Genomic DNA, 21,366 nt, shown 5'->3' with positions numbered 1-21,366 from the left:
GAGTATAATATTTTCGCTTATTATACTGTGCATACTGCAGATGTCTCTTTCCTCTTGCGGAGAAGATGATCTGAAGACTGCAGCAAAACTTAAGGGTCAGATCAGTATGAGTTCTGATACAACCAGGGGCGTTGATATCACCTACAGTGATTCCGCGAAGGTCAAGGCTCAGGGTTTTGCTCCTGTGCTTGTAAAAGTAGTTCCTGCAAGTGGCGCAGGCTTTCAGGAGATGCCAAAAGGCGTAAAAATCAATTTCCTCGATCGTTTCGCAAATATCAACGGCTCCATTACTTCGGACTATGCCATCATGAAAGACCTTGAAAAGACGGCAACCTTTCAAAAAAATGTGGTTGTTGTTAATGAAAAACTTACTTACAATACGGAAGAACTAATATGGGACCAGATGAAGAAGTTGTTCACTTCTCCTAAAGGCGTAATCACCAAGCCAGATGGCACCGTTTTATCAGCGATAAACTTTACGGCAACAGAAGATTTTTCAACAGTTACCTGGGAAAACGGATCGGGAGAAGTCTATGTTCCTGATAATTACGGGCAGTAATTATCTTGTTTAATATGTTTTCTTTATTTCTCAAAAGTTGTATCTTGCGCCCTCTTAAAAAGATTTATAAATAAGAATATTATGGGGTTAATGACATTTTTGCGCAATCGTGCAGGCTTTATTATAATCGGAGCCATCGGTTTTGCAATTGTTGCTTTTTTGGTTGGTGATGCGATTAGCGCTGGTAAGCCTTTTTGGGCTGCCTCTGAAAGAGTTGTGGGAACGATTGATGGTGAAGATATCAGGATAGACGAATTCAGTCCGAAAGTTGAACAAAGTCTTGCTCAGTTTAAACAGCAATATGGTGGTTCTGGGAATTCGCAAATGCAGGCAATGGCTGTCGACAATGTTTGGCAGGGCGAAGTTGCAAACGTGCTTCTAGGAAAAGAATATACAAAATTAGGTATCGCAGTTTCTTCCGATGAGATGTCAGATCTGATCCAGGGTGCAAATCCAAGCCCGCTTATTGTTCAGTACTTTGGTAATCCACAAACTGGTCAGGTTGACCGTGCTCAGGTGTTAAATACTTTTAAGCAAGGTTTGAAAGACCCTAAAGTTAGGCCGCAAATTTTAGCTCTTGAAGCTGAGATTGAGAAACAAGCGCTACAACAAAAATATAGTAAGCTCATCAATAATTCAGTTTATGTTACCTCGTTGGAAGCCAATGATGAGTACTTAAACAGAAATAGGATCGCTAACTTTAAATATGTGAGCTTAGACTATGCTTCAATACCTGATGCAAGTGTCAAACTTACAGATGGAGATTACTCTGAATATTACGACAATAATAAGACTCGTTTTAACAATCCTACTGAGACTCGTTCATTGGAATATGTGTCCTTCAGTGTTAATCCTACTAAAGAAGACACGTTAGCAGTAAAAAGTCAGGTAGAGAAATTGGCCGCTGACTTTAAATCTGCAGCAAACGATTCCCTTTTCTCTGCTATAAATTCAGATGTTAAGATCCCTTACACATTCATTTCAAAAGGGAAATTGGATCCTGCAGTTGATTCTGCTGTATTTAACCTCCCAGCAGGCTCTTTTTACGGTCCTGTCTTTTCAGGAAACTCTTACAAACTTGTTAAAGTAGTAGCAGCTAAGTTCTCTCCGGATTCTGTTAAAGCCAGTCATATCCTATTGAACCCAGCTCAACTGGGAGGTCTTGATAAAGCTATAAAAATGGCTGACTCCTTGAAGACGGTTATTCAAAACGGAGCTAGTATCGCTTCTTTAGCCTTGCAGTATAGTGTAGATGGTTCAAAAGATAAAGGTGGTGACGTTGGTACGTTTACCCGCGGTCAGATGGTTCCAGAGTTTGAGAATGCTGCATTTAATGGTGCCGTTGGAGATTTGAAAGTAGTAACCAGTCAGTTTGGTGTTCATTTACTGAAAATCGAAAAGCAGATTGGAAACTCTAAAGTTGCGAAACTTGCGTACATAGAAAAAAACCTAATGTCGAGTAGCAAGACTAAAGACGCTGCTTACAAGAAAGCAAGTATCTTTCTAAATCAGGTTAAAGAAGGTAACTTCAGTGCGGTTGCTCAGAAAAGTGGGTACACGGTAGGTGTTGCAGATAAGATTGGTCCTTCCCAAGGCTATGCTCCTGGCTTAGATAACCCACGTCAGATGATTCGTGATTCTTATGATGCTGATAAAGGCGAAGTTTTGGATCAGGTTTATCAAATGGATAATGCGTTTGTCGTTGCCCGCCTAACAGATGTTAGACCAAAAGGCACATTACCATTAGAAGCTGTCAAAAAAGAAATTGAGCCAATGGTTCGCATTGCAGTGAAAGGGAAAATGCTTAAAGAGAAAATGGACAAAGCTTTAGCTGGCGCTGGTAATTTAAATCAGGTAGCTCAAAAGATTGGTAAACCTGTTATGCCGATACAAAATATGGTTCTAGCCAATCCAGTAATTCCAGGAGCGGCTCAGGAGAATAAGTTCGTTGGAACAGTATTTGGTTCACAGCCGGGTAAGCTATCAAAAACTGTTGTCGGTGAAGCTGGTGTTTATGCGTTTGTGACTGATGGATTTGTCAATCCTGCGCCTTTAGCAAATACCTATAAGCAAAAAGAAGCGATGATGCAATTAACTACACAACGCTCTTTGGGATCTGCATTCCAGGCCCTTCAAGATAAAAGCGATATAAAAGACAATAGGGTGAAATTCTATTAGTCTTATTTTACGTAATTTTGTAGCCGGTAGCAGTTTGCTCCGGCTTTTTTTATTTAAGACCATGGAAATCCAAGAGAACTTCGTTAATAAAGTTGCATCAAGTGGGTTGATGACACTTAATCTTGAAAACTACTTTCATCCCGGTGAACGTATCGTATATGATATTAAGGATAATCTTTTTCATGGACTTATGCTGCGTGAGAAGGACTTCAGAGAGTTTATTAAAACACATGACTGGTCTGTTTACTTGGGCAAAAACATCGCTATTGTATGCAGTGCTGATGCTATTGTCCCAACCTGGGCTTATATGCTGCTGGCTAACAAAATGAGGCCCTACGCAAATGAAATCGTTTTTGGAAGTCTGGAAACACTTGAAGCTACGCTGTTTGTTCGTGCATTAGCTAAAATTGACGTCAATTCGTTTGCAAATGAGCGCGTTGTTATTAAAGGTTGCGCGGATATTGAGGTTCCAGTAGCTGCCTATGTAGAAATTACAAATTTGCTTACGCCAGTTGTGAAAAGCATCATGTATGGTGAGCCATGTTCCACAGTACCAATCTATAAGCGGAAAGATTAGTTTGGAGTGTTATTTGTTTAATAAGAGTATGAGAAAGTTTTTGTTGTTGATTTCTATCGCATTTGCAAGCTTCCACTCTTATGCTCAAGAGCTGCCGTTTGTGAAGGAACCTGTATTCCAACCTGGCGAGGTGTTGCAATATAAACTCAAATACGGTTTTGTAACCGCTGCGGAAGGTACGTTGAAAGTTCTCGAAGGGGATTTAAAGTTTGATGGACAACCCACATACCGACTGAGTGTAGACGGTGTCACTTCTGGAACCTTCGATGTTTTCTACAAGATCCGGGATCATTATGATTCCTATATTGATAAAAAGGACCTTAAGCCATATTTCTATCAGGAGAATATCCGCGAGGGTAGCTACCGCAGGCAAGATAAGGCGCGCTTCAACCAGGATGCAAAAAAGGTTGTAGCAAATAAGGGAATTTTTAATACACCGACAAAGCAAACGTTTGATTTGGTTTCCTCGTACTACTTTGCCAGAAGTCTGGATATATCTAAAATGAAAGCTGGTGACTTTGTAAAGCTTAACTACTTTTTGGGAGATGAAGTGAATCAGTTACAGATCCAGTATGTTGGTAAAGAAGTCATAAAAACCAAATTAGGCAAGATACGATGCCTCAAATTCAGTCCTTCTATTAAACCAGGAAGGATATTCCGAAAAGACAGTCGCCTCTACCTTTGGATCACTGACGACGGTAACCGTGTTCCTGTAAAGGCTGAAGTAGAGATATTGGTTGGCTCTGTAGTTATGGAAATAAAATCAGCTGAAGGATTGAAGTATCCGATAGCAGTAGTAAAATAGAAATGATAGAAATACAAAATACACTGTTACATGAAGACCTGATTACAGAGAGTTTTGTATGTAATCTTAATAAATGCAAAGGCATCTGTTGTGTGGAAGGTGATGCAGGCGCTCCTCTTGATGTTGCGGAGACGGCTATTTTGAAAGAGATCTACCCGAAGATCAAACATCTGCTGGAACCTAAAGGGATCAAAGCTATTGAGGAACAAGGCACGTCAGTGCTGGACGCTGATGGAGACTTAACTACCCCATGTGTAGATGGGAATAAAGAATGCGCTTATGTGACTTTTGAAAATGGGATCACCAAGTGTGGAATTGAAAAAGGTTATGAGCAGGGATTGGTGGATTGGCAAAAGCCCATCTCCTGCCACCTGTATCCGATAAGAGTTACTCAGTATCCTGAATTTGAAGTGCTTAATTATGATAGGTGGCACATTTGTCATGATGCCTGCACTTTTGGAAGGGAACTAAAAGTACCAGTTTATCAGTTCTTAAAAGGACCACTCATCAGGAAGTATGGCGCCGAATGGTATGCTGAACTTGAGGAAAGCGTTCGTCAGTAATCTAGCGCACGCATTGCCAAAATTGCTTATTGTTTTGGCAATTTACAGAAATATTGACTGCCCGAATTCGCCTTCCTTTGAGATACACCAAATTTAGGCCCATTTATGAATCTAAGATGCATTCTGCTTTTAGCACTGGTATTTATCAATTCCATAGCATTCGGCCAACATGATGCCAAAGCGCTAAAAGATTGGCAAGATCAGAAGTATTCGATGTTCATCCATTTTGGCGTCTATTCAGTGCTGGGAGGAGTGTGGAATGGCAAGCCAGCAACAAGGAATGTAAGTGAACAAATTCAGGCGCATGCCGGAATCTATACGGACGAGTACGCAGCGATAGCCAAAAGATTCAATCCAGAAAATTGGAACCCTGATTCTATAGTGACCTTGGCTAAAAAGGCTGGTATGAGGTCAATAGTAATTACATCAAAGCATCACGACGGCTTTTGTATGTTCAAGACGAACACAACCGACTTCAACGTAGTTGACGCCAGCCCCTATAAGCGTGATATTATTAAAGAACTGTCCGAGGCCTGTAAACGTGGCGGACTAAGATTTGGTATATATTTTTCCTTGATAGATTGGCATTATCCACAAGCTTCACCGATCTCTGGTAGCAATTCAGACTACATTACTCCTGAACATGTCGAGTACAATAAGAAACAAATTACTGAGCTATTAAGTAACTATGGTCCCATTTCAGAACTATGGTTCGACATGGGTTCTCAAAGTGCCAAAGAAAGTAAAGAGCTTGCAGATGTAGTGCATAAGCTTCAGCCAAATTGCATGATCGGTAGTCGCATAGGAAATGATATGGGAGACTTCACAGTGATGGGCGATAACCAGGAGCCAGATTATGTGATTGGTGTGCCATGGCAATCCCCAGCATCGTTTTTTGATGAAACTTGGGGCTACCGTTCTTTTCAGAAAAGAGGTAAAGAAGAGGATAAGGTCAAAGAGAAGTTAACCAGCCTAATCCAGGTTGCAAGCAGGGGAGGTAACTTCTTGCTTAACATTGGACCAAAAGGTAATGGCTCAGTAGTAGAATTTGAGAAGGACGTTCTACTTACGATCGGTCAATGGCTTCAAAAAAATCAAGAAGCCATCTATGGAACTAATCCAGATCCCTTTCACATTGCATTTAAATGGGGAAGCTTAACCAGTCGTCCCAACAAAATTTACCTGCACATGCTACACGCCCCTGATAACGGGCAGATCATTTTACCTGGACTAACCGGAAAGATTAAATCGGCTTATGTGCTTGGAGAAAATAAAAAAGCTAAGTTCACCCAAACAGCAGCCGGTGTCAATGTTGCCGTTCCAACGGGCCTAGACGTTTCAAAAGAATTCAAAGTGATCGTACTGGAGTTCGTAAACGGCTTTCAGGTACCACCTGCTAACATTATAGCCAAGGATAATTCGGTGCTAAAGCTGAGCGGCCATAATTCTTTTAAGCATTATAGCAATTCAGGGATAGATTATAGCAACAGGTATCAAAGTACGGTGAAAGAATCGTGGGACATCAACCCACTGCAAACGGGTGTGATTTCGCCAACAATCTTCTACACATCGGAAGAAAAAGGTAAAGCGCTTGATGTGGAGATCGGTGGTAAAACAACTGTAGTTAACCTGACAGGAGGGGATGAAGAGAACTTAAATAATGATCCTTCGACTATCACTTTCGGGCCCATCTACCAATCAGGATTCTTTTACTCGGGTCCTGGCGGTGTCCATGGAAGTCTATTGGAAATCTCTCTAGACAAGCCCTGGCCAAATGCCAAGTCGCCTATTTGGGAAAAGAAAGCAGATTGGAAGAACAATGAGTCGTACGAATTGACTGCAGACCAAAATTCTGCTACTTACCTCCTCCAAGAAATTACATCCGGCAAGGAACAGCCTTACCTCATTGGCGTAACAAGTGGTGATGCAGTAACTATTTCCTTGAATGGTGCGGTATTGGCGGAGCATAATAATCCGTTTAAAGAGAAGTCGCTTAAGGATGTCATCCTCTTACCGCTTAAAAAAGGAAACAACAAGCTGGTCATTAAATATTACAATGGTTTCCAAAAAACGACGGTTCTAGGCATTGATAACAATATAAAGCAAGTTTATTTCAAGAAAACGCTGGGCGCGCTGGAAACGCAAAAAGGGAAATATTATCCGGTTAGCTGGCAGTTGCACAAACCTTATTCTCCCCATACTACCATGGGCCTTTTCAATGCATGGATGGAGTTAACCACAAAAGCCAAATAGCCATGACTAAAAATAATTATTTGTTTCCTTTTATAATGATCACCTCCCTGTTTTTCATGTGGGGTTTTGTACATAATCTGGATCCGATTCTCATACCGCATTTGAAGCGCTCATTTAGGCTCACTACCCTTCAGGCCTCATTAGTCGACTCCGCAGTATTCATTGCTTACTTTGTTATGGCCTTACCTGCGGGTGTGATTATGAAAAAGTACGGCTATAAGGCTGGAATCCTCATCGGGCTGGCTGTATTTGCTATCGGGTCTTTTTTGTTCATCCCGGCTGCCAATACACAGCTTTATGAATTTTTCTTAGGGGCGTTATTTATCATTGCCTGCGGACTTACCATCTTAGAAACTGCGGCAAATCCTTACGCATCCTTACTGGGGCCTAAAGAAACGTCAACGTTCCGATTAAATTTCGCCCAGTCCTTTAATGGTTTGGCAGCAACACTTGCGCCAATTATTGGAGGCAAAATTATCCTGTTGGAAGGAATTTCAGACAAGCAATTGGCGACCATGTCGGCGCCTGCACAGCAATTAGCGCTGGCTTCAGAAGCGTCTTCTGTAAAGACACCTTATCTGGTACTGGGCTCAATCATTCTGGTGATTGCTATCATTTTTGCTTTTATAAAACTACCTGAGATCGTAGAGGAGGAAGACACCTCAGAAAAGAAGCTATCCGGCGATTCAGTTGCCCGGATTTTCGACCATAGCCACCTTAACTGGGCCATTGTTGCGCAGTTTTTTTATGTAGGAGCACAGGTTTGTGTATTTAGCTTTTTTATACTTTATGCAACGGAGGCCGCAGGCATTGATAGCCAGACCGCAGCATGGTATGCTGGCTTTGGAGTTGGTCTTGCCTTTATGGTTGGCCGTTTCGTAGGCACCTTCCTGATGAAGTTTTTTAAGGCATCGAATTTATTGGCAATCTATGCCATGGTAAGTATGGCACTTTGCCTTGTTGCGATAAGTGCATCAGGAATGCTTGCCGTATACACGATCATTGGTATTGCTTTTTTCATGTCTATTATGTTCCCTACTATATTTTCTTTAGGAATTAAAGAACTGGGTTCCGACACGAAGTTTGGCAGCAGCTTAATCATCATGTCTATTGGTGGAGGTGCAATTTTGCCACCAATCATGGGATATATTGCGGATGAGTCAAGTATTCAGGTAGGATATGTTGTTCCTTTGATTTGCTTCGCTGTCGTGTTTATGTTCGGCCTCCGGGGTCATAGAATCATTAGAAAAACCTTAAATTAGCATTGATGAAAAGATATTGCTTAGCGCTTGATCTTGTTGATGATCCCGCTCTAATAAAAGAATATGAACATATGCATGCTGCAGTGTGGCCTGAGATTCAGAAAAGTATTACTTCGGCAGGCATAGATCTGATGGAGATCTACCGCTTTGGTACCAGGCTATTTATGATCATGGAAGTAAACGATGCCTTTTCTTTTGAAAAGAAAGATGTTATGGATCAGGAAAATGAAAAAGTACAGGAATGGGAACAACTCATGTGGAAGTACCAACAGTCTGTACCAGGAGCAAAGCCTGGTGAGAAATGGGTGATTATGAACAAAATATTTGAATTAACCGCCTGATGATAGAGAACAACAATAAGCATTTCCTACAGATCCATCCCGCAGACAATGTATTGGTTGCGCTTCAGGATCTTTTTAAGGAAGATGAGGTCATTTTTAACGGCCACATGATCGTATTGCAAGACGACATTCATGCCAAGCACAAATTCTTTATCCAGGGAATGGCTATCGGTGACGAGGTGTTCATGTATGGCGTACTGGTGGGTAAAGCTACCTTGCCAATCCTTCAGGGAGGATTGATGACTGTAGAAAATGTACAGCATGCCTCGCAGGACTATGCATATCGGGATGTGGATTACAAATGGCATCAACCGGATATTTCTGCTTTGAAAGATAGGACGTTCAATGGGTATCATCGGGCTGATGGAAGAGTAGGTACGGCCAATTACTGGCTTTTTGTACCGACTGTGTTCTGCGAAAACAGAAACCTTGATGTGATCAAAGAGGCCTTGCACAATACGCTTGGCTACAACGTAACTGATAAATACAAGCAATTTACAGAACAACTCCTGGAGGCAAGTACCAGTGGACAAGACCTTGCTACATTTGAAATTGAGGAGGTTGCTTTTGCAGGAAGACCTAGAAATAGGGTATTTAAGAATGTGGATGGCATTAAGTTCTTAAATCATCAGGGTGGCTGCGGTGGAACAAGACAAGACGCTTCTGTGTTAAGTAATTTGCTTGCTGCTTATGCCGATCACCCTAACGTTGCCGGCATCACTGTGTTGAGTCTCGGTTGTCAGCATCTTCAAACAGAAAGCCTTTTAAACGATATTTTCGCAAGAAACCCATTATTTAAAAAGCCGGTATTGGTGTTTGAGCAGCAACAGAGCCAAAGTGAAGATCAGCTCATCAAAGATGCGATCCTTAAGACGTTTGTAGAGCTGACTGAAATTAACAAAATCGAGCGAAGACCTGCCCCACTGAGCCAATTATGCGTTGGTGTCAAATGTGGTGGTAGTGATGGCTTTAGTGGCATCTCTGCGAATCCAGCAGTTGGTTATACCTCAGATCTCTTAGTCGCACTAGGCGCAAAAGTCCTTTTGGCAGAATTTCCAGAGTTATGTGGAGCAGAACAAAATATCATTGACCGGTGTACAGATCAGCAGACGGCGGAGAAGTTTATTCGTTTGATGCGGGATTATGATGCCCAGGCTCATGCGGTAGGCTCCGGCTTTCATATGAACCCATCACCTGGAAACATTAAGGATGGCCTCATTACCGATGCCATAAAAAGTACGGGTGCAGCTAAGAAGGCAGGCACTTCACCAGTGGTAGATGTGCTGGATTATACGGAGCCGGTTACCAAAGCAGGTTTGAACCTGGTATGCACGCCTGGTAATGATGTGGAAGCTACGACAGGAAAGGCTGCAAGCGGTGCTACCTTGATATTATTTACTACAGGATTGGGGACACCAACAGGAAACCCGGTTTGTCCGGTCATTAAGATTGCCACCAACACCGCTTTGGCCACCAGAATGAGCGACATTATCGATATTGATACAGGAGCGATCATCAGAGGAGAAAAAACGATTGAGCAAATGGGTGCAGAGATTCTGGAATATTGCATACTTGCTGCTAGCGGAGAAGTTATCCCTAAAGCAGTTCAGTTAAATCAGGATGATTTCATACCATGGAAAAGAGGAGTTTCATTATAATTTAAATATATGTTCAGTTTAAAAGGGAAGTCGGCCGTAATAACCGGCGCAGGAAGTGGCATAGGCAGAGCAATAGCTGTACTTTTTGCAAAGCAGGGCGCTAACGTGCATATCCTGGAAGTGAACGCCGCAGCAGCAGACGGAACATTGCAAGAAATTGTGAATGCAGAAGGAACGGGTAGCGCACATACATGTGACGTGACTAGTCAGCAGCAAGTGTTAAGCGTTTTTAATGGTATTGACAAGATCGATATTTTAGTGAATAACGCGGGCATTGCCCACGTTGGTAAAGCGGATACGACTAGTGAGGCAGATTTTACCAAGGTTTTTGATGTCAACGTCAAAGGGGCCTACAACTGCCTGTTTGCCGCGATACCGTTGATGAAAGAGAATGGTGGTGGTGTGATTCTTAACATGGCTTCTATAGCCGCTTTGGTTGGTATAACTGACCGCTTTGCTTATTCCATGAGCAAAGGTGCCATCGCAGCAATGACACTATCAGTAGCAAGAGATTACATTCATGATCATATTCGTTGTAATAGTATTTCGCCGGCAAGGGTACATACTCCTTTTGTAGATGGATTTATTGCAAAGAACTATGCGGGACAAGAGACAGAGATCTTTGAAAAGCTTTCGAAGAGTCAGCCGGTTGGTCGCATGGGCGAACCGGATGAGGTAGCTACGATGGCGCTGTATCTATGCTCCGATGAAGCTAGCTTTATTACAGGTAATGACTATCCGGTAGACGGAGGATTTGTTAAATTAAATAACTAAAAGCAATGAAATTAATAAGATGGGGATCCGCTGATCAGGAAAAAACAGGTGTAATCATCAATGATCTTTGGTATGATACTTCGGCATTTAGCGAAGACTATAATGAACTGTTCTTTCAAAATGATGGTTTAAACAGGCTTGAAGACTTCATAAAAGCGAATGAAGCCAAATTACCGGAAGTACCAAAGGATACCAGGTTAGGATCTCCGGTTGCTAGGCCTTCTAAAATAGTTTGCATTGGGTTAAACTATGCAGATCATGCAAAAGAAACAGGTGCATCATTGCCACCAGAGCCAGTCATCTTTATGAAATCTACGACCGCCTTAACAGGGCCGTTTGACAACATCATCATCCCTAAAAATTCAGTAAAAACGGATTGGGAAGTAGAATTAGCAGTAGTGATCGGTAAAAAAGCCAGCTATATTGAAGAAGCGGAAGCCCTGGACTATGTAGCAGGATACGTTTTGCATAATGACGTTTCTGAACGTGAATTTCAAATGGAGCGCAACGGTACCTGGGATAAGGGGAAAGGTTGTGATACCTTTGCGCCGCTCGGCCCATTCTTAGCCACTAAGGATGAAATTGCAGATGTTGATAACTTGCGCCTGTGGCTAACCTTAAATGGTAAAATAATGCAGGACGGGAACACCTCTAACTTCATATTCAATGTTCCTTTTGTGATCGCCTACGTGAGTCAGTTTATGACCTTATTGCCAGGTGATGTAATCTCTACAGGTACTCCTGCAGGTGTAGGCCTTGGATTTAAACCACCGATTTACTTGAAAGATGGTGATGTGGTTGAATTAGGTATCGACGGTCTTGGCACCTCGAAGCAGCACGTGAAGAACTATGTTAAAGATTGATTCACATCAACATTTCTGGACGTATAAGGAAGAAATGACCGACTGGATTACTCCGGAGATGGCCGTTCTTCGTCGTGATTTCATGCCCAAAGATCTTGCTCCATTACTAAAGGAGTCCAAGATTGATGGTTGTGTAGTTGTTCAGGCGAATCAAAGTAGGGAAGAAAACGTTTTTCAATTGAATAACGCCCACAACCATGACTTTGTAAAGGGAGTTGTGGGCTGGGTAGATTTGCAGGGGGCAGAAATTAATGAACAGCTCCAGGAATTAAGTTGCCATGACAAGCTAAAAGGCTTCAGGCACATTCTTCAGGGAGAAAAGGACCGCGCGCTGATGTTAAAGCCCGCCTTTTTGGATGGTATAAAAGCGCTAGCAAAACATGGTTTTAGTTATGACATTCTGATCTATCCGGATCAGCTGATGTTTGTTCCAGAACTGGTAGCGAGGTTTCCAGATCAGAAGTTTGTTATTGATCATATCGCAAAACCTAATATTAAAGAAGGTAACATTGAAGAATGGTCGGCGGGGATCAAAGCCCTTCAAAACTATGAGAATCTGTTTTGCAAGGTTTCGGGAATGGTTACAGAAGCACATTGGACCAGTTGGAAGCCCAAAGATTTCGAGCCATACCTGGATGTCGTGTTTGAGACCTTTGGAATAAAGCGATTAATGTTTGGTTCGGATTGGCCGGTATGTCTTCTGGCGGCAGATTACGCAAACGTGGTATCCCTAACCGAAAACTATGTCTCCAAACTAACAACCAACGAGCAATCGCTGTTTTGGGGAGGCAATGCAATAGAATTTTACAACTTAAAAAAAGCAGTCTATGGATTTGCAATTAAAAGATAAGGTGATCATCGTTACTGGTGGAGCTAAAGGTATTGGAGAAGGGATTGTCAACGTTTTGGCGAGAGAAGGTGCAATACCAGTAGTGGTTGGAAGAAATGAGGCCGACAATTTGAAGGTCGTAGATCATATTATTGCGCAAGGTGGTCAAGCATTTCAGGTGGTTGCAGAACTATCTGAGCCAGCCGCTTCTGCGAAGGCAATAGAAGCCGTCGTTGCTAAATTTGGAAGAATCGATGGCCTGGTTAACAATGCCGGAGTGAATGACAGCATTGGGCTGCAAAATGGAAGCTATGAAGGATTTGTGTCTAGTTTGCATAAAAATGTGATCCATTATTATTTAATGGCTCAGAAAGCGCTTCCTGAATTGATCCGTTCTAAAGGCTCCATTGTAAATATAGGGTCTAAGGTAGCAGATACAGGACAGGGCGGAACCTCAGCCTATGCAGCTTCAAATGGAGCAAGAAATGCCTTGACCAGAGAATGGGCAGTCGAATTGTTACCTCATGGAATTCGTGTGAATGCTGTCATAGTTGCAGAATGCTTCACTCCATTATATCAGACATGGATCAACTCCATTCCCAACTCTGAAGAAAAGCTGGCAGACATCACTGCTAAAATTCCCCTTGGGAAGAGAATGACCACTGCAGAAGAAATTGCAAATGCAGTGGTTTTCTTGTTATCCGAGGTGTCTAGTCATACTACAGGTCAATTTGTTTATATTGATGGAGGCTATGTACACTTAGACAGGGCGATCAGATAGCCGCCGTTTCCACCTTCAGCCAGTCCTGCTCATCAATCGAAAGCAGCGGACTCAATTTATTAAACACCAATTGGTTGTATGCATTAAGCCATGAGATCTGGCTATAGTCGAAAAGGTCTTTCTTTACTATTTTGGTATTGATAGGAGCTAGGGTTAAGCATTCAAAGGCATAGAATTCGTTGAACTCATTAGCCACATCGGCAATGGTATTTACCAGATTTTCTATTCGGATGCCATGCTTTCCTGGTCGGTATAACCCCGGTTCTACAGAAGTGATCATACCAAGCTCGATGGTAACAGGGGTAGCAGTTGGATTGAACACTTGTGGGCCTTCATGAACGTTTAACAAATACCCTACACCATGACCGGTTCCGTGACCGTAATTCAACGCATAATCCCATAGAGGCTTTCTAGTGATCGCGTCGATTTGGTAGCCACAGGTACCTTTAGGGAAACGAACCTTGCAACCGTCGATCATTCCTTTCAAAACCAAGGTATAATCAGTTGATTCTTCGTCCGTGTTTGCTCCCATTGGGATCGTTCTCGTAATATCTGTCGTTCCGTAAAAATACTGGCCACCGGAATCAACTAAAAACAAGCCATCCGCATGGACTTCAGCATTGCTTTCCGCTGATGCCCCGTAATGTGGTAATGCTCCATGAGCCTTATAAGCACTTATAGTAGTAAAACTGTCTCCAATGAAACCCGCTTGTTCAGCCCTGTATTGTCTAAGCTGTGCTGCTGCGGAAAGTTCAGTAATCTGGATCTTCCCAATGTTTTCCGAAAGCCATTTAAGAAAGCGTGTGATGGCAACACCATCTTTGAGCATGGCCGCTCTTGTGTTCCCTAATTCCGTTTCATTCTTGACGGCCTTTAAATTGGTTGAAGGATTTGTTTCCTTAAGTATCCTTGCAGACACGGGAAGGATTTTGGAATAAGCAAAACAGGTTCTTTTTGGGTCGATCAGCATAATGCTGTTCCTATGGATGCTTGCAAGAGCATCTTCAATTTCTGAATAGTTTATTACCTCCACACCACTATGCAGCAATTGTTCCTTTTCTGTTATACTAAGCTTTTCTTCATCGATGAATAGCTTAGCATGGTCCTGATCAATTATAGCGAAACCCAGGACAACGGGATTATAACTGACATCATTACCGCGGATGTTGAATAGCCAGGCCAGGTCATCTAAGGAAGAAACCAGATGAGTAGTCGCAACAGATGTCTCGAGAACTTCTCTCACTAAACTAAGCTTTTCTGTGACCGATTGTCCGGCGTATTCGTCTGCTATTAGGAAAGCCTTCTCCTTTGGCAGAGCGGGGCGGTCAGTCCAGATGGGACCGATATAATCTTTATCAGTCAGGTTTATTCCCTTAACCGAAAATTGCTGTGTATAAAGTTCTCCCAGTAACAAAGAAACTAACTTCTCATTGCTTGCTATGGTCGACCCTGCAGGCAACTGTTCAGTAAGCCACTGGATATATTCGGGAGCATGCTGTACTTTTTGTTTTACCAAGGCAAAACCGCTGGTTTCCAATTGCGATGTAGCCTGTTCGAAATATCTGAAGTCAGTCCATAATCCGGCAAAATCATCAGTAATCACTAACGTTCCTGCTGAACCGGTAAAACCAGACAGAAAAGGAATGCATTTATAATGGTGAGGGAGGTATTCACTGATATGTGGATCTGCCGAAGGAATGATATAGGCCGAGACGTTGTCAGCTTTCATCTGCCGTCTAATCTGTTCTAGTTTTTCAGGATAGGTCATGTCAAAGGATTTAGGTCATAGCGCATGACAAATCTATGAAATGTAGCGGAGTTAGGGGGCAGGATTATTTTGCGCTTTTCAAAACAATCTCAGGCTTGAATGAATTGTACGGGAGTTAATACATATATCATGGCAAAGTATTCTAAAAGGCGAGTGACGAGATAGGGGGAACCTTGCGCGAAATGAAAGAAGGTAAACTAAAGAGTGGTAGTGCGGTTAAAGTTTAATGAGCTCATTTATAAACCCTTAAGCGTTTATTTCCGATTATAGCAGTTTGTGTTCATCTATGGCGTATTATTTGCCGTAGATACAACCGTAGAGAATAGGGGCTTTTAATTCTTATACTTCTACAAAATAGAACCAAACGTCGAAAAGGTCAATGAGCTATCAAGATTACAAGTGCCAAAAATGTAATACCGATTTCCACTACCAGGTACCTAGAGGATTCATTCTCAAACATTTACTCGGTTTTTTGCCGATTAGAATTTACTGGTGTCCTAAATGCACTGCGAATCGCTATGTATGGGTTGGAAGTAAAGAGAAGAGCAGATATTGAACTTAAATATTTATATTTGAAGAGGATAACGCCTTCAAATTAACCTTTACCGACGTAACTAATGAAGAGATCTTTACTTGTCCTGTTTTTTTGTGCTGTATCGTGTTCTGCCTTTGCTCAAATGAGTGGAGATTACAATTATTCCATAGCAGCAAGAGGTTTTACGCTCATGCAAATGCCTAAAATTCTTAATGAATCGGACTCTTACAAATTGACAGAAGCTCCATACAATGGCGTCATGTTTAAATTTAACGACAATCAGATCAGTTATCGGATCAACGGAACTTACTACAATAAATCCAGAAGCTTTTATAACAATTGTGAAACCTGTGAAGCTGCGGATGGAAAGCTCGTCGATTACTCTTTAAAAGTCGGTTTTGAGAAAAATTTTAATTATTCAAGAATCCAACCCTACTTCGGGGTGGATCTGGGCTATCGCTCTAATAGATTTAATGGGGTGATGCAGAATAATAATGAGCTTAGAGCTTCAGCTTCATTCTCTGCAATAGACGGACCTGTACTGGACATCGAAGCAACAAAAGCGGGGTTAGTCGTAGCGCCATTTTTAGGATTTAAGGTTAATGTAGTTAAACAGTTTTCTTTTTTCGCCGAGGCAAATCTTGATTACTTTTACTCTTATGAACGACAAGAGTCAGTGACACAGGACGCTAACAATACACGTACTTTAAATAAGACTTATAAGTCAGAATTTCTATTTAATCCGGTTTCAGTGGGCTTGCAGATCCATTTGGGAAGTAACTAGCTCCTGCCGTTCTCCTTCAATTAATTTTAAAAAATTTGTATGTTTGCGCCCTTAAAGTTTTATCAGACTAAATGAAAGTTGCATTAATAACTGGTGTTACCGGGCAGGACGGGGCGTACTTAGCTGAGTTCCTTTTAGAGAAAGGTTATTTCGTTCACGGTTTGAAAAGACGCTCCTCACTCTTTAATACTGATCGAATTGATCATTTATATCAGGACCAGCATGAAAACGGAGTTAATTTCAAGCTCCATTTCGGCGACTTAACTGATTCCACCAACTTAATTCGAATTATCCAGGAGACTCAGCCAGATGAGATCTATAATCTTGCGGCGATGAGCCATGTGCAGGTAAGCTTTGAAATGCCAGAATACACTGCAAATGCTGATGGTATTGGCACCTTAAGATTATTAGAAGCTTTAAGAATATTAGGTTTAGAAAAGAAAACCAGAATTTATCAGGCCTCTACCTCTGAACTTTACGGTTTAGTCCAGGCTGTTCCACAAAGCGAAACCACCCCTTTCTATCCCCGCTCTCCTTATGCTGCTGCTAAAATGTACGCTTATTGGATAACGGTAAATTATCGGGAGGCCTATGGGATGTTTGCTTGTAATGGTATTTTATTCAACCATGAAAGTCCGTTAAGAGGAGAAACATTTGTTACGCGTAAGATCACTCGTGCCGCTTGCAAAATAGCGCTGGGTTTACAAAGCTGTTTATATTTGGGGAACCTTTCTGCTCAGAGAGATTGGGGCCATGCTAAAGATTACATCGAAGCAATGTGGTTAATCTTGCAACAGGAAGTACCTGAGGATTTTGTGATTGCCACCGGTGTTACGACTACAGTGCGTGATTTTGTTAAGATGAGTTTTGCATTGCTAGGCATTGAAGTTGAATTCAGCGGAAAGGATCAATATGAACGCGGAGTGATTATAGATGTTGATCAGGAGCTTGTTTTGAGCCTGGGACTAAATGATGAGTATTTAAAAGCAGGGACTGTAGTGGTTCAGGTAGATGAGAAGTATTTCCGTCCTACTGAAGTTGAATTGCTTTTAGGAGATCCGACTAAGGCTAACACAAAATTAGGCTGGACACCAAAATACGATTTAGCTGCGTTAGTTCAGGACATGGTCACAGCTGATTTAAACTTGATGAAAAAAGATGAACATCTTAAACTCAGTGGTTTTAAAACACTCAATTATTTTGAATAACTTTACGCCTCTAAACCCTTGTATGAAAATTAAAAGAGCATTTACGGGCTTTCTATTTTTTATTATAATGATATCTGGCCAGCTTGTGTTTTCACAGGCAAACTATGCGGATGTCAGAGTTGATGAACTTTCGGATGCGAAGATTCGGGAGATGATGCAACGTGCAGAGTCGGTCGGTTATAACGATGCTCAACTAGAGCAGATGGCAGCTGCTCAGGGAATGAAACCTGAGGAAGTAGCGAAATTAAGAACTAGGGTTGCTAAGATCAGAGCAGGATCTGGAACCCCTAATGACTCAAAGGATAACGCGATGCAGTCTAATGGCAGGACTTCAGCTGCTGGAAATATACAAAGAGACTCCACTATTAAGGTTGATGTTCTTGCTGATTTAAGGCCGAAGGTATTCGGGTCAGAGCTTTTCTCTAAGAGCAACCTTTCATTTGAGCCAAACTTAAGGATGGCGACCCCCCGAGGCTACATTATTGGACCAGATGATCAATTACTGATTGATCTAAGTGGCGATAATGATGTTAATTATGATTTAAAGGTTAGTCCAGATGGGACTATCCGTTTACAATATGTTGGTCCGGTGTCGGTAGGTGGCTTATCGATCGAACAAGCTACCGCGAAGATTCGTAGTAGTTTAGCGTCCACTTATCCTTCTGTGCGAAATGGACGTACGAGTATTGCTGTTAATTTGGGTAATATAAGAAGCATTAAAGTAACTATTCTCGGAGAGGTGATAAAGCCAGGATCTTATACTTTATCTTCTTTGTCAAGTGTTTTCAATGCTTTGGATGCCTCAGGGGGACCGAACACCAATGGATCATTTAGGAAGATACAGGTAATCAGAAATAACAAGGTTGTATCCACTGTTGATGTTTATGATTTACTATTAAATGGAATTCAAAGAGGGAACATTCGTCTGCAGGATCAAGATGTAATTAACATTCCGGTCTATCAAAGCAGGGTCGAAATAGCTGGTGAGGTTAAGAGACCAGCCTTGTTTGAAGTTGTGGCTGGTGAGAACCTGGATGATGTGATTCGCTTCGCTGGTGGCTTTAGTAACCAGGCATATACGGCACAAATCAAGGTTTTACAGAATACGAATAGGGAAAGAAGTATAACAGATGTTTCTGCGGAAAACTTTAGTACTTATGGGCCATTAAATGGCGATAAATACGTTGTAGAGCAGATCTTAGATAGGTTTGCGAACAGGGTTTCAATATCAGGCGCTGTGTTTAGAGGCGGTGAGTTTGAATTAGATAAGGGCTTAACACTTAAAGGCCTGATCTCTAAAGCAGAGGGACTGACTGAGGATGCATTCCTAAATAGAGGGTATATCAATAGGTTAAACGCTGACAATACGGCTTCGTTGATCTCCTTTGATGTGGCAAAAATTCTTGCTGGTACGGAAGCTGACATTGCTTTGCAGCGTGAAGACAGAGTTACCATTTCCTCATTATTTGACTTGAGAGATGAGTATAAAGTAAGTATTCAAGGCGAGGTTCGTCGGCCCGGCACGTTTGATTACGCAGAAAATATAAGTTTGGAAGCATTGATACAGATGGCAGGTGGCTTTAAGGAAGGCGCTACGCCAAATAGAATTGAGATTTCCAGAAGAATCAGAAACAGTGATGCTTTATCTAAAACGGCAAGGACTGCAGATTTGTTTATAGTAAATGTTGATCAAAATCTGAAGTTAGAAGGTGATACGTTCAAGCTTGAGCCATTTGATATCGTCTCCGTGAGAAATTCAACAGGATATGAAATCCAGCGCCAGGTGAAGGTTGAAGGCGAAGTGCTTTATCCAGGCGTTTATACTATCACTTCTAAAAATGAGCGGTTATCTGATTTGGTGAAGAGAGCTGGCGGCTTGACACCTTCGGCTTATACAGAAGGTGCATCTCTAAAAAGACCTGGGCCAACGGCAGCTAACTTAGATGATAAGAACGCTATTGATAACAGGGAAGAAGAGGAAAGAAAATTACTGAATCTGAGACGGTTGCAAGAAGGTGCTGATAAAGATACAACGAATACAGCGCTTAGTCAGAAGGTGATTTCATCTGATTTGGTTGGGATTGATCTGAGTAGGATTTTAAAGAGACCAGGAAGCCGTTATGATTTATTGGTTGAAGAAGGCGACATTTTGAGGGTACCTAAACAGTTGCAAACTGTGAAGGTTACAGGTGAAGTGTTGAGCCCAAATAGCATCGTCTTTTCTCCTGGAAGAACTTTCAAGCAATATGTAAATGGTGCTGGGGGATTTACTTTTGATGCTTATAAAAAGGGTACACATATAAGATATGCGAACGGCTCGGTACAAGCAGCAAGTAGATTTTTGTTCTTCAATAATTATCCAAAAGTTATGCCGGGAGCAGAGATTCTAGTGCCTAAAAAGGCGCTAAGAGAGCCATTAACAATACAGGGATGGATTGGAATAGGAACGGCAGTAGCATCGCTAGCTGCGATTGTTGTTAGTCTGTTAAGATAGTACTGCATCTAAAGCATTATGGAATCTAAGAAGAATAACAACCAACATGTTCCTTTGGAGGGCGAACTCTCCCTAAAAGAATTTATATCAAAAGCGTTCATACTGTTTTTGTATTTGCGACAAAGATGGCTCTCGATTTTTTTTGCAATGCTAATTGGTGCTATTATCGGTTTGTCTTATGCTTTCACCAAGAAGCCAATATTTACAGCGATCACCACATTTGTCTTAGAGGATGAAAAAGCAGGTGGAGGCAACTTAGGTTCGCTTGCTGGCATAGCATCTATTGCTGGGATTGACCTTGGCTCAGGGGGGGGAGGAATATTTCAGGGTGATAATATTCTTGAGCTCTATAGATCTCGAACAATTATAGAGAAGACATTACTTTCCCCTATCAATGTTAATGGTCGAAGTACTGTTTTGGTGGACTACTTCATAGAATTTAACAAGTTGAGAGATGCCTGGAAAAATAATCCTGTTCTTAAAAATATCAGTTTCGAGGGAAAGAATCTACAAGCAGCTAAATTTCCCCGTGTCAAGGATAGTGTACTCAATAATATAATTAAAGATATAAGTAATAATTATTTAAAGGTGTCGAAGCCGGATAAAAAATTAGGTGTAATATATGCTGAGGTTAGATCCGAAAATGAATTGTTTGCAAAGGCGTTTAATGAGCAAGTTGTAAAAAATGTAAGTGATTTCTATATTCAAACCAAAACTAAGAAATCGTTGGCAAATGTTTCTATTTTACAACAAAAAGTAGATTCAGTGCGATCAGAACTTTTTGGTGCTATTTATACATCAGCGACTGTCGTTGATGCAACACCTAATCTTAATCCTACACGGCAGATTCAACGAGTGGCACCAGTTCAGAAATCTCAGTTTTTAGCCGAAACCAATAAATTGATTTTAGGTGAGCTCATAAAAAATCTTGAAATTTCAAAAATTGCACTAAGAAAAGAAACTCCATTGATTCAAATAATTGATGGACCAATATTTCCCTTGCAGGTCGAGAAAGTTGGTAAGTTAAAATGTCTCTTACTAGGATCCTTCATAGGTGGTTTTCTGATCATATTCTTTTTAACAATGAAACTATTGTTGAAAAATATTTTAGATTAAAATCAAATAGGATTAATG

Annotated in this window: 18 protein-coding genes; 17 read left to right on the top strand and 1 reads right to left on the bottom strand. The window is 41.5% G+C overall.

What is annotated here, in order from left to right:
• Window positions 1-40: 40 nt before the first annotated feature.
• The 13 genes from WKF66_RS00465 to WKF66_RS00405 all read left to right on the top strand — a co-directional run bounded on the left by WKF66_RS00465 (window position 41) and on the right by WKF66_RS00405 (window position 13,443).
• Window positions 41-559, top strand: a complete 519-nt coding sequence (locus WKF66_RS00465; RefSeq protein WP_489672433.1) for a hypothetical protein — start codon at window positions 41-43, stop codon at window positions 557-559.
• An 81-nt stretch (window positions 560-640) separates the two neighbouring features.
• The gene (locus WKF66_RS00460; RefSeq protein ID WP_489672432.1) at window positions 641-2,737 is read left to right on the top strand and encodes a peptidylprolyl isomerase; all 2,097 of its coding nucleotides are present in this window, start codon (window positions 641-643) and stop codon (window positions 2,735-2,737) included.
• 61 nt (window positions 2,738-2,798) lie between these two features.
• Window positions 2,799-3,314 carry a DUF2480 family protein gene (locus tag WKF66_RS00455; RefSeq protein ID WP_489672431.1) on the top strand — a complete coding sequence of 172 codons (516 nt, stop codon included), beginning with the start codon at window positions 2,799-2,801 and terminating at the stop codon, window positions 3,312-3,314.
• Window positions 3,315-3,342: 28 nt separating this feature from the next.
• Window positions 3,343-4,119, top strand: a complete 777-nt coding sequence (locus WKF66_RS00450; protein WP_489672430.1) for a DUF3108 domain-containing protein — start codon at window positions 3,343-3,345, stop codon at window positions 4,117-4,119.
• Window positions 4,120-4,121: 2 nt separating this feature from the next.
• Window positions 4,122-4,682 carry a DUF3109 family protein gene (locus tag WKF66_RS00445; protein ID WP_489672429.1) on the top strand — a complete coding sequence of 187 codons (561 nt, stop codon included), beginning with the start codon at window positions 4,122-4,124 and terminating at the stop codon, window positions 4,680-4,682.
• A gap of 105 nt (window positions 4,683-4,787) precedes the next feature.
• On the top strand, window positions 4,788-6,935 hold the full coding sequence (locus tag WKF66_RS00440) for an alpha-L-fucosidase (RefSeq protein ID WP_489672428.1): 2,148 nt from the start codon (window positions 4,788-4,790) through the stop codon (window positions 6,933-6,935).
• Window positions 6,936-6,937: 2 nt separating this feature from the next.
• Window positions 6,938-8,197: an L-fucose:H+ symporter permease gene (fucP, locus tag WKF66_RS00435; protein WP_489672427.1), complete on the top strand. Its 1,260-nt coding sequence runs from the start codon at window positions 6,938-6,940 to the stop codon at window positions 8,195-8,197.
• Window positions 8,198-8,202: 5 nt separating this feature from the next.
• A complete protein-coding gene (locus WKF66_RS00430; RefSeq protein ID WP_489672426.1) occupies window positions 8,203-8,538 on the top strand; it encodes an L-rhamnose mutarotase in 336 nt (111 codons plus the stop codon).
• Window positions 8,538-10,196 (top strand): UxaA family hydrolase, encoded by a 1,659-nt coding sequence (locus WKF66_RS00425; protein ID WP_489672425.1) that lies wholly within the window; start codon window positions 8,538-8,540, stop codon window positions 10,194-10,196. The genes WKF66_RS00430 and WKF66_RS00425 overlap by 1 nt, the downstream gene beginning before the upstream one ends.
• Before the next feature lie 9 nt (window positions 10,197-10,205).
• Window positions 10,206-10,970, top strand: a complete 765-nt coding sequence (locus WKF66_RS00420) for an SDR family NAD(P)-dependent oxidoreductase (RefSeq protein ID WP_489672424.1) — start codon at window positions 10,206-10,208, stop codon at window positions 10,968-10,970.
• A 5-nt stretch (window positions 10,971-10,975) separates the two neighbouring features.
• Window positions 10,976-11,833 (top strand): fumarylacetoacetate hydrolase family protein, encoded by an 858-nt coding sequence (locus WKF66_RS00415; RefSeq protein ID WP_489672423.1) that lies wholly within the window; start codon window positions 10,976-10,978, stop codon window positions 11,831-11,833.
• Entirely contained in the window at window positions 11,820-12,683 is an 864-nt protein-coding gene (locus WKF66_RS00410; protein ID WP_489672422.1) for an amidohydrolase family protein, read from the top strand. The genes WKF66_RS00415 and WKF66_RS00410 overlap by 14 nt, the downstream gene beginning before the upstream one ends.
• Window positions 12,661-13,443 carry an L-fucose dehydrogenase gene (locus WKF66_RS00405; protein WP_489672421.1) on the top strand — a complete coding sequence of 261 codons (783 nt, stop codon included), beginning with the start codon at window positions 12,661-12,663 and terminating at the stop codon, window positions 13,441-13,443. Before WKF66_RS00410 ends, WKF66_RS00405 begins: the two co-directional genes overlap by 23 nt.
• Here WKF66_RS00405 and WKF66_RS00400 read toward each other — a convergent pair.
• Window positions 13,436-15,211 carry an aminopeptidase P family protein gene (locus WKF66_RS00400; protein WP_489672420.1) on the bottom strand — a complete coding sequence of 592 codons (1,776 nt, stop codon included), beginning with the start codon at window positions 15,209-15,211 and terminating at the stop codon, window positions 13,436-13,438. The two genes, WKF66_RS00405 and WKF66_RS00400, sit on opposite strands and share 8 nt — an antisense overlap.
• Window positions 15,212-15,828: 617 nt before the next feature.
• Here WKF66_RS00400 and WKF66_RS00395 point away from each other — a divergent pair.
• The 4 genes from WKF66_RS00395 to WKF66_RS00380 all read left to right on the top strand — a co-directional run bounded on the left by WKF66_RS00395 (window position 15,829) and on the right by WKF66_RS00380 (window position 21,348).
• Window positions 15,829-16,530, top strand: a complete 702-nt coding sequence (locus WKF66_RS00395; protein WP_489672419.1) for a hypothetical protein — start codon at window positions 15,829-15,831, stop codon at window positions 16,528-16,530.
• A 71-nt stretch (window positions 16,531-16,601) separates the two neighbouring features.
• Window positions 16,602-17,738: a GDP-mannose 4,6-dehydratase gene (gmd, locus tag WKF66_RS00390; RefSeq protein WP_489672418.1), complete on the top strand. Its 1,137-nt coding sequence runs from the start codon at window positions 16,602-16,604 to the stop codon at window positions 17,736-17,738.
• Window positions 17,739-17,760: 22 nt separating this feature from the next.
• On the top strand, window positions 17,761-20,232 hold the full coding sequence (locus WKF66_RS00385) for an SLBB domain-containing protein (protein WP_489672417.1): 2,472 nt from the start codon (window positions 17,761-17,763) through the stop codon (window positions 20,230-20,232).
• A gap of 18 nt (window positions 20,233-20,250) precedes the next feature.
• Window positions 20,251-21,348, top strand: coding sequence for a lipopolysaccharide biosynthesis protein (locus WKF66_RS00380; protein WP_489672416.1), 1,098 nt, complete (start codon window positions 20,251-20,253; stop codon window positions 21,346-21,348).
• The last annotated feature ends 18 nt before the right edge of the window (window positions 21,349-21,366 follow it).

Origin of the sequence: Pedobacter sp. (genome assembly GCF_037719805.1) — a bacterium.
GTDB lineage: Bacteria > Bacteroidota > Bacteroidia > Sphingobacteriales > Sphingobacteriaceae > Pedobacter.
This window is presented reverse-complemented; position numbering and strand designations above follow the sequence as displayed.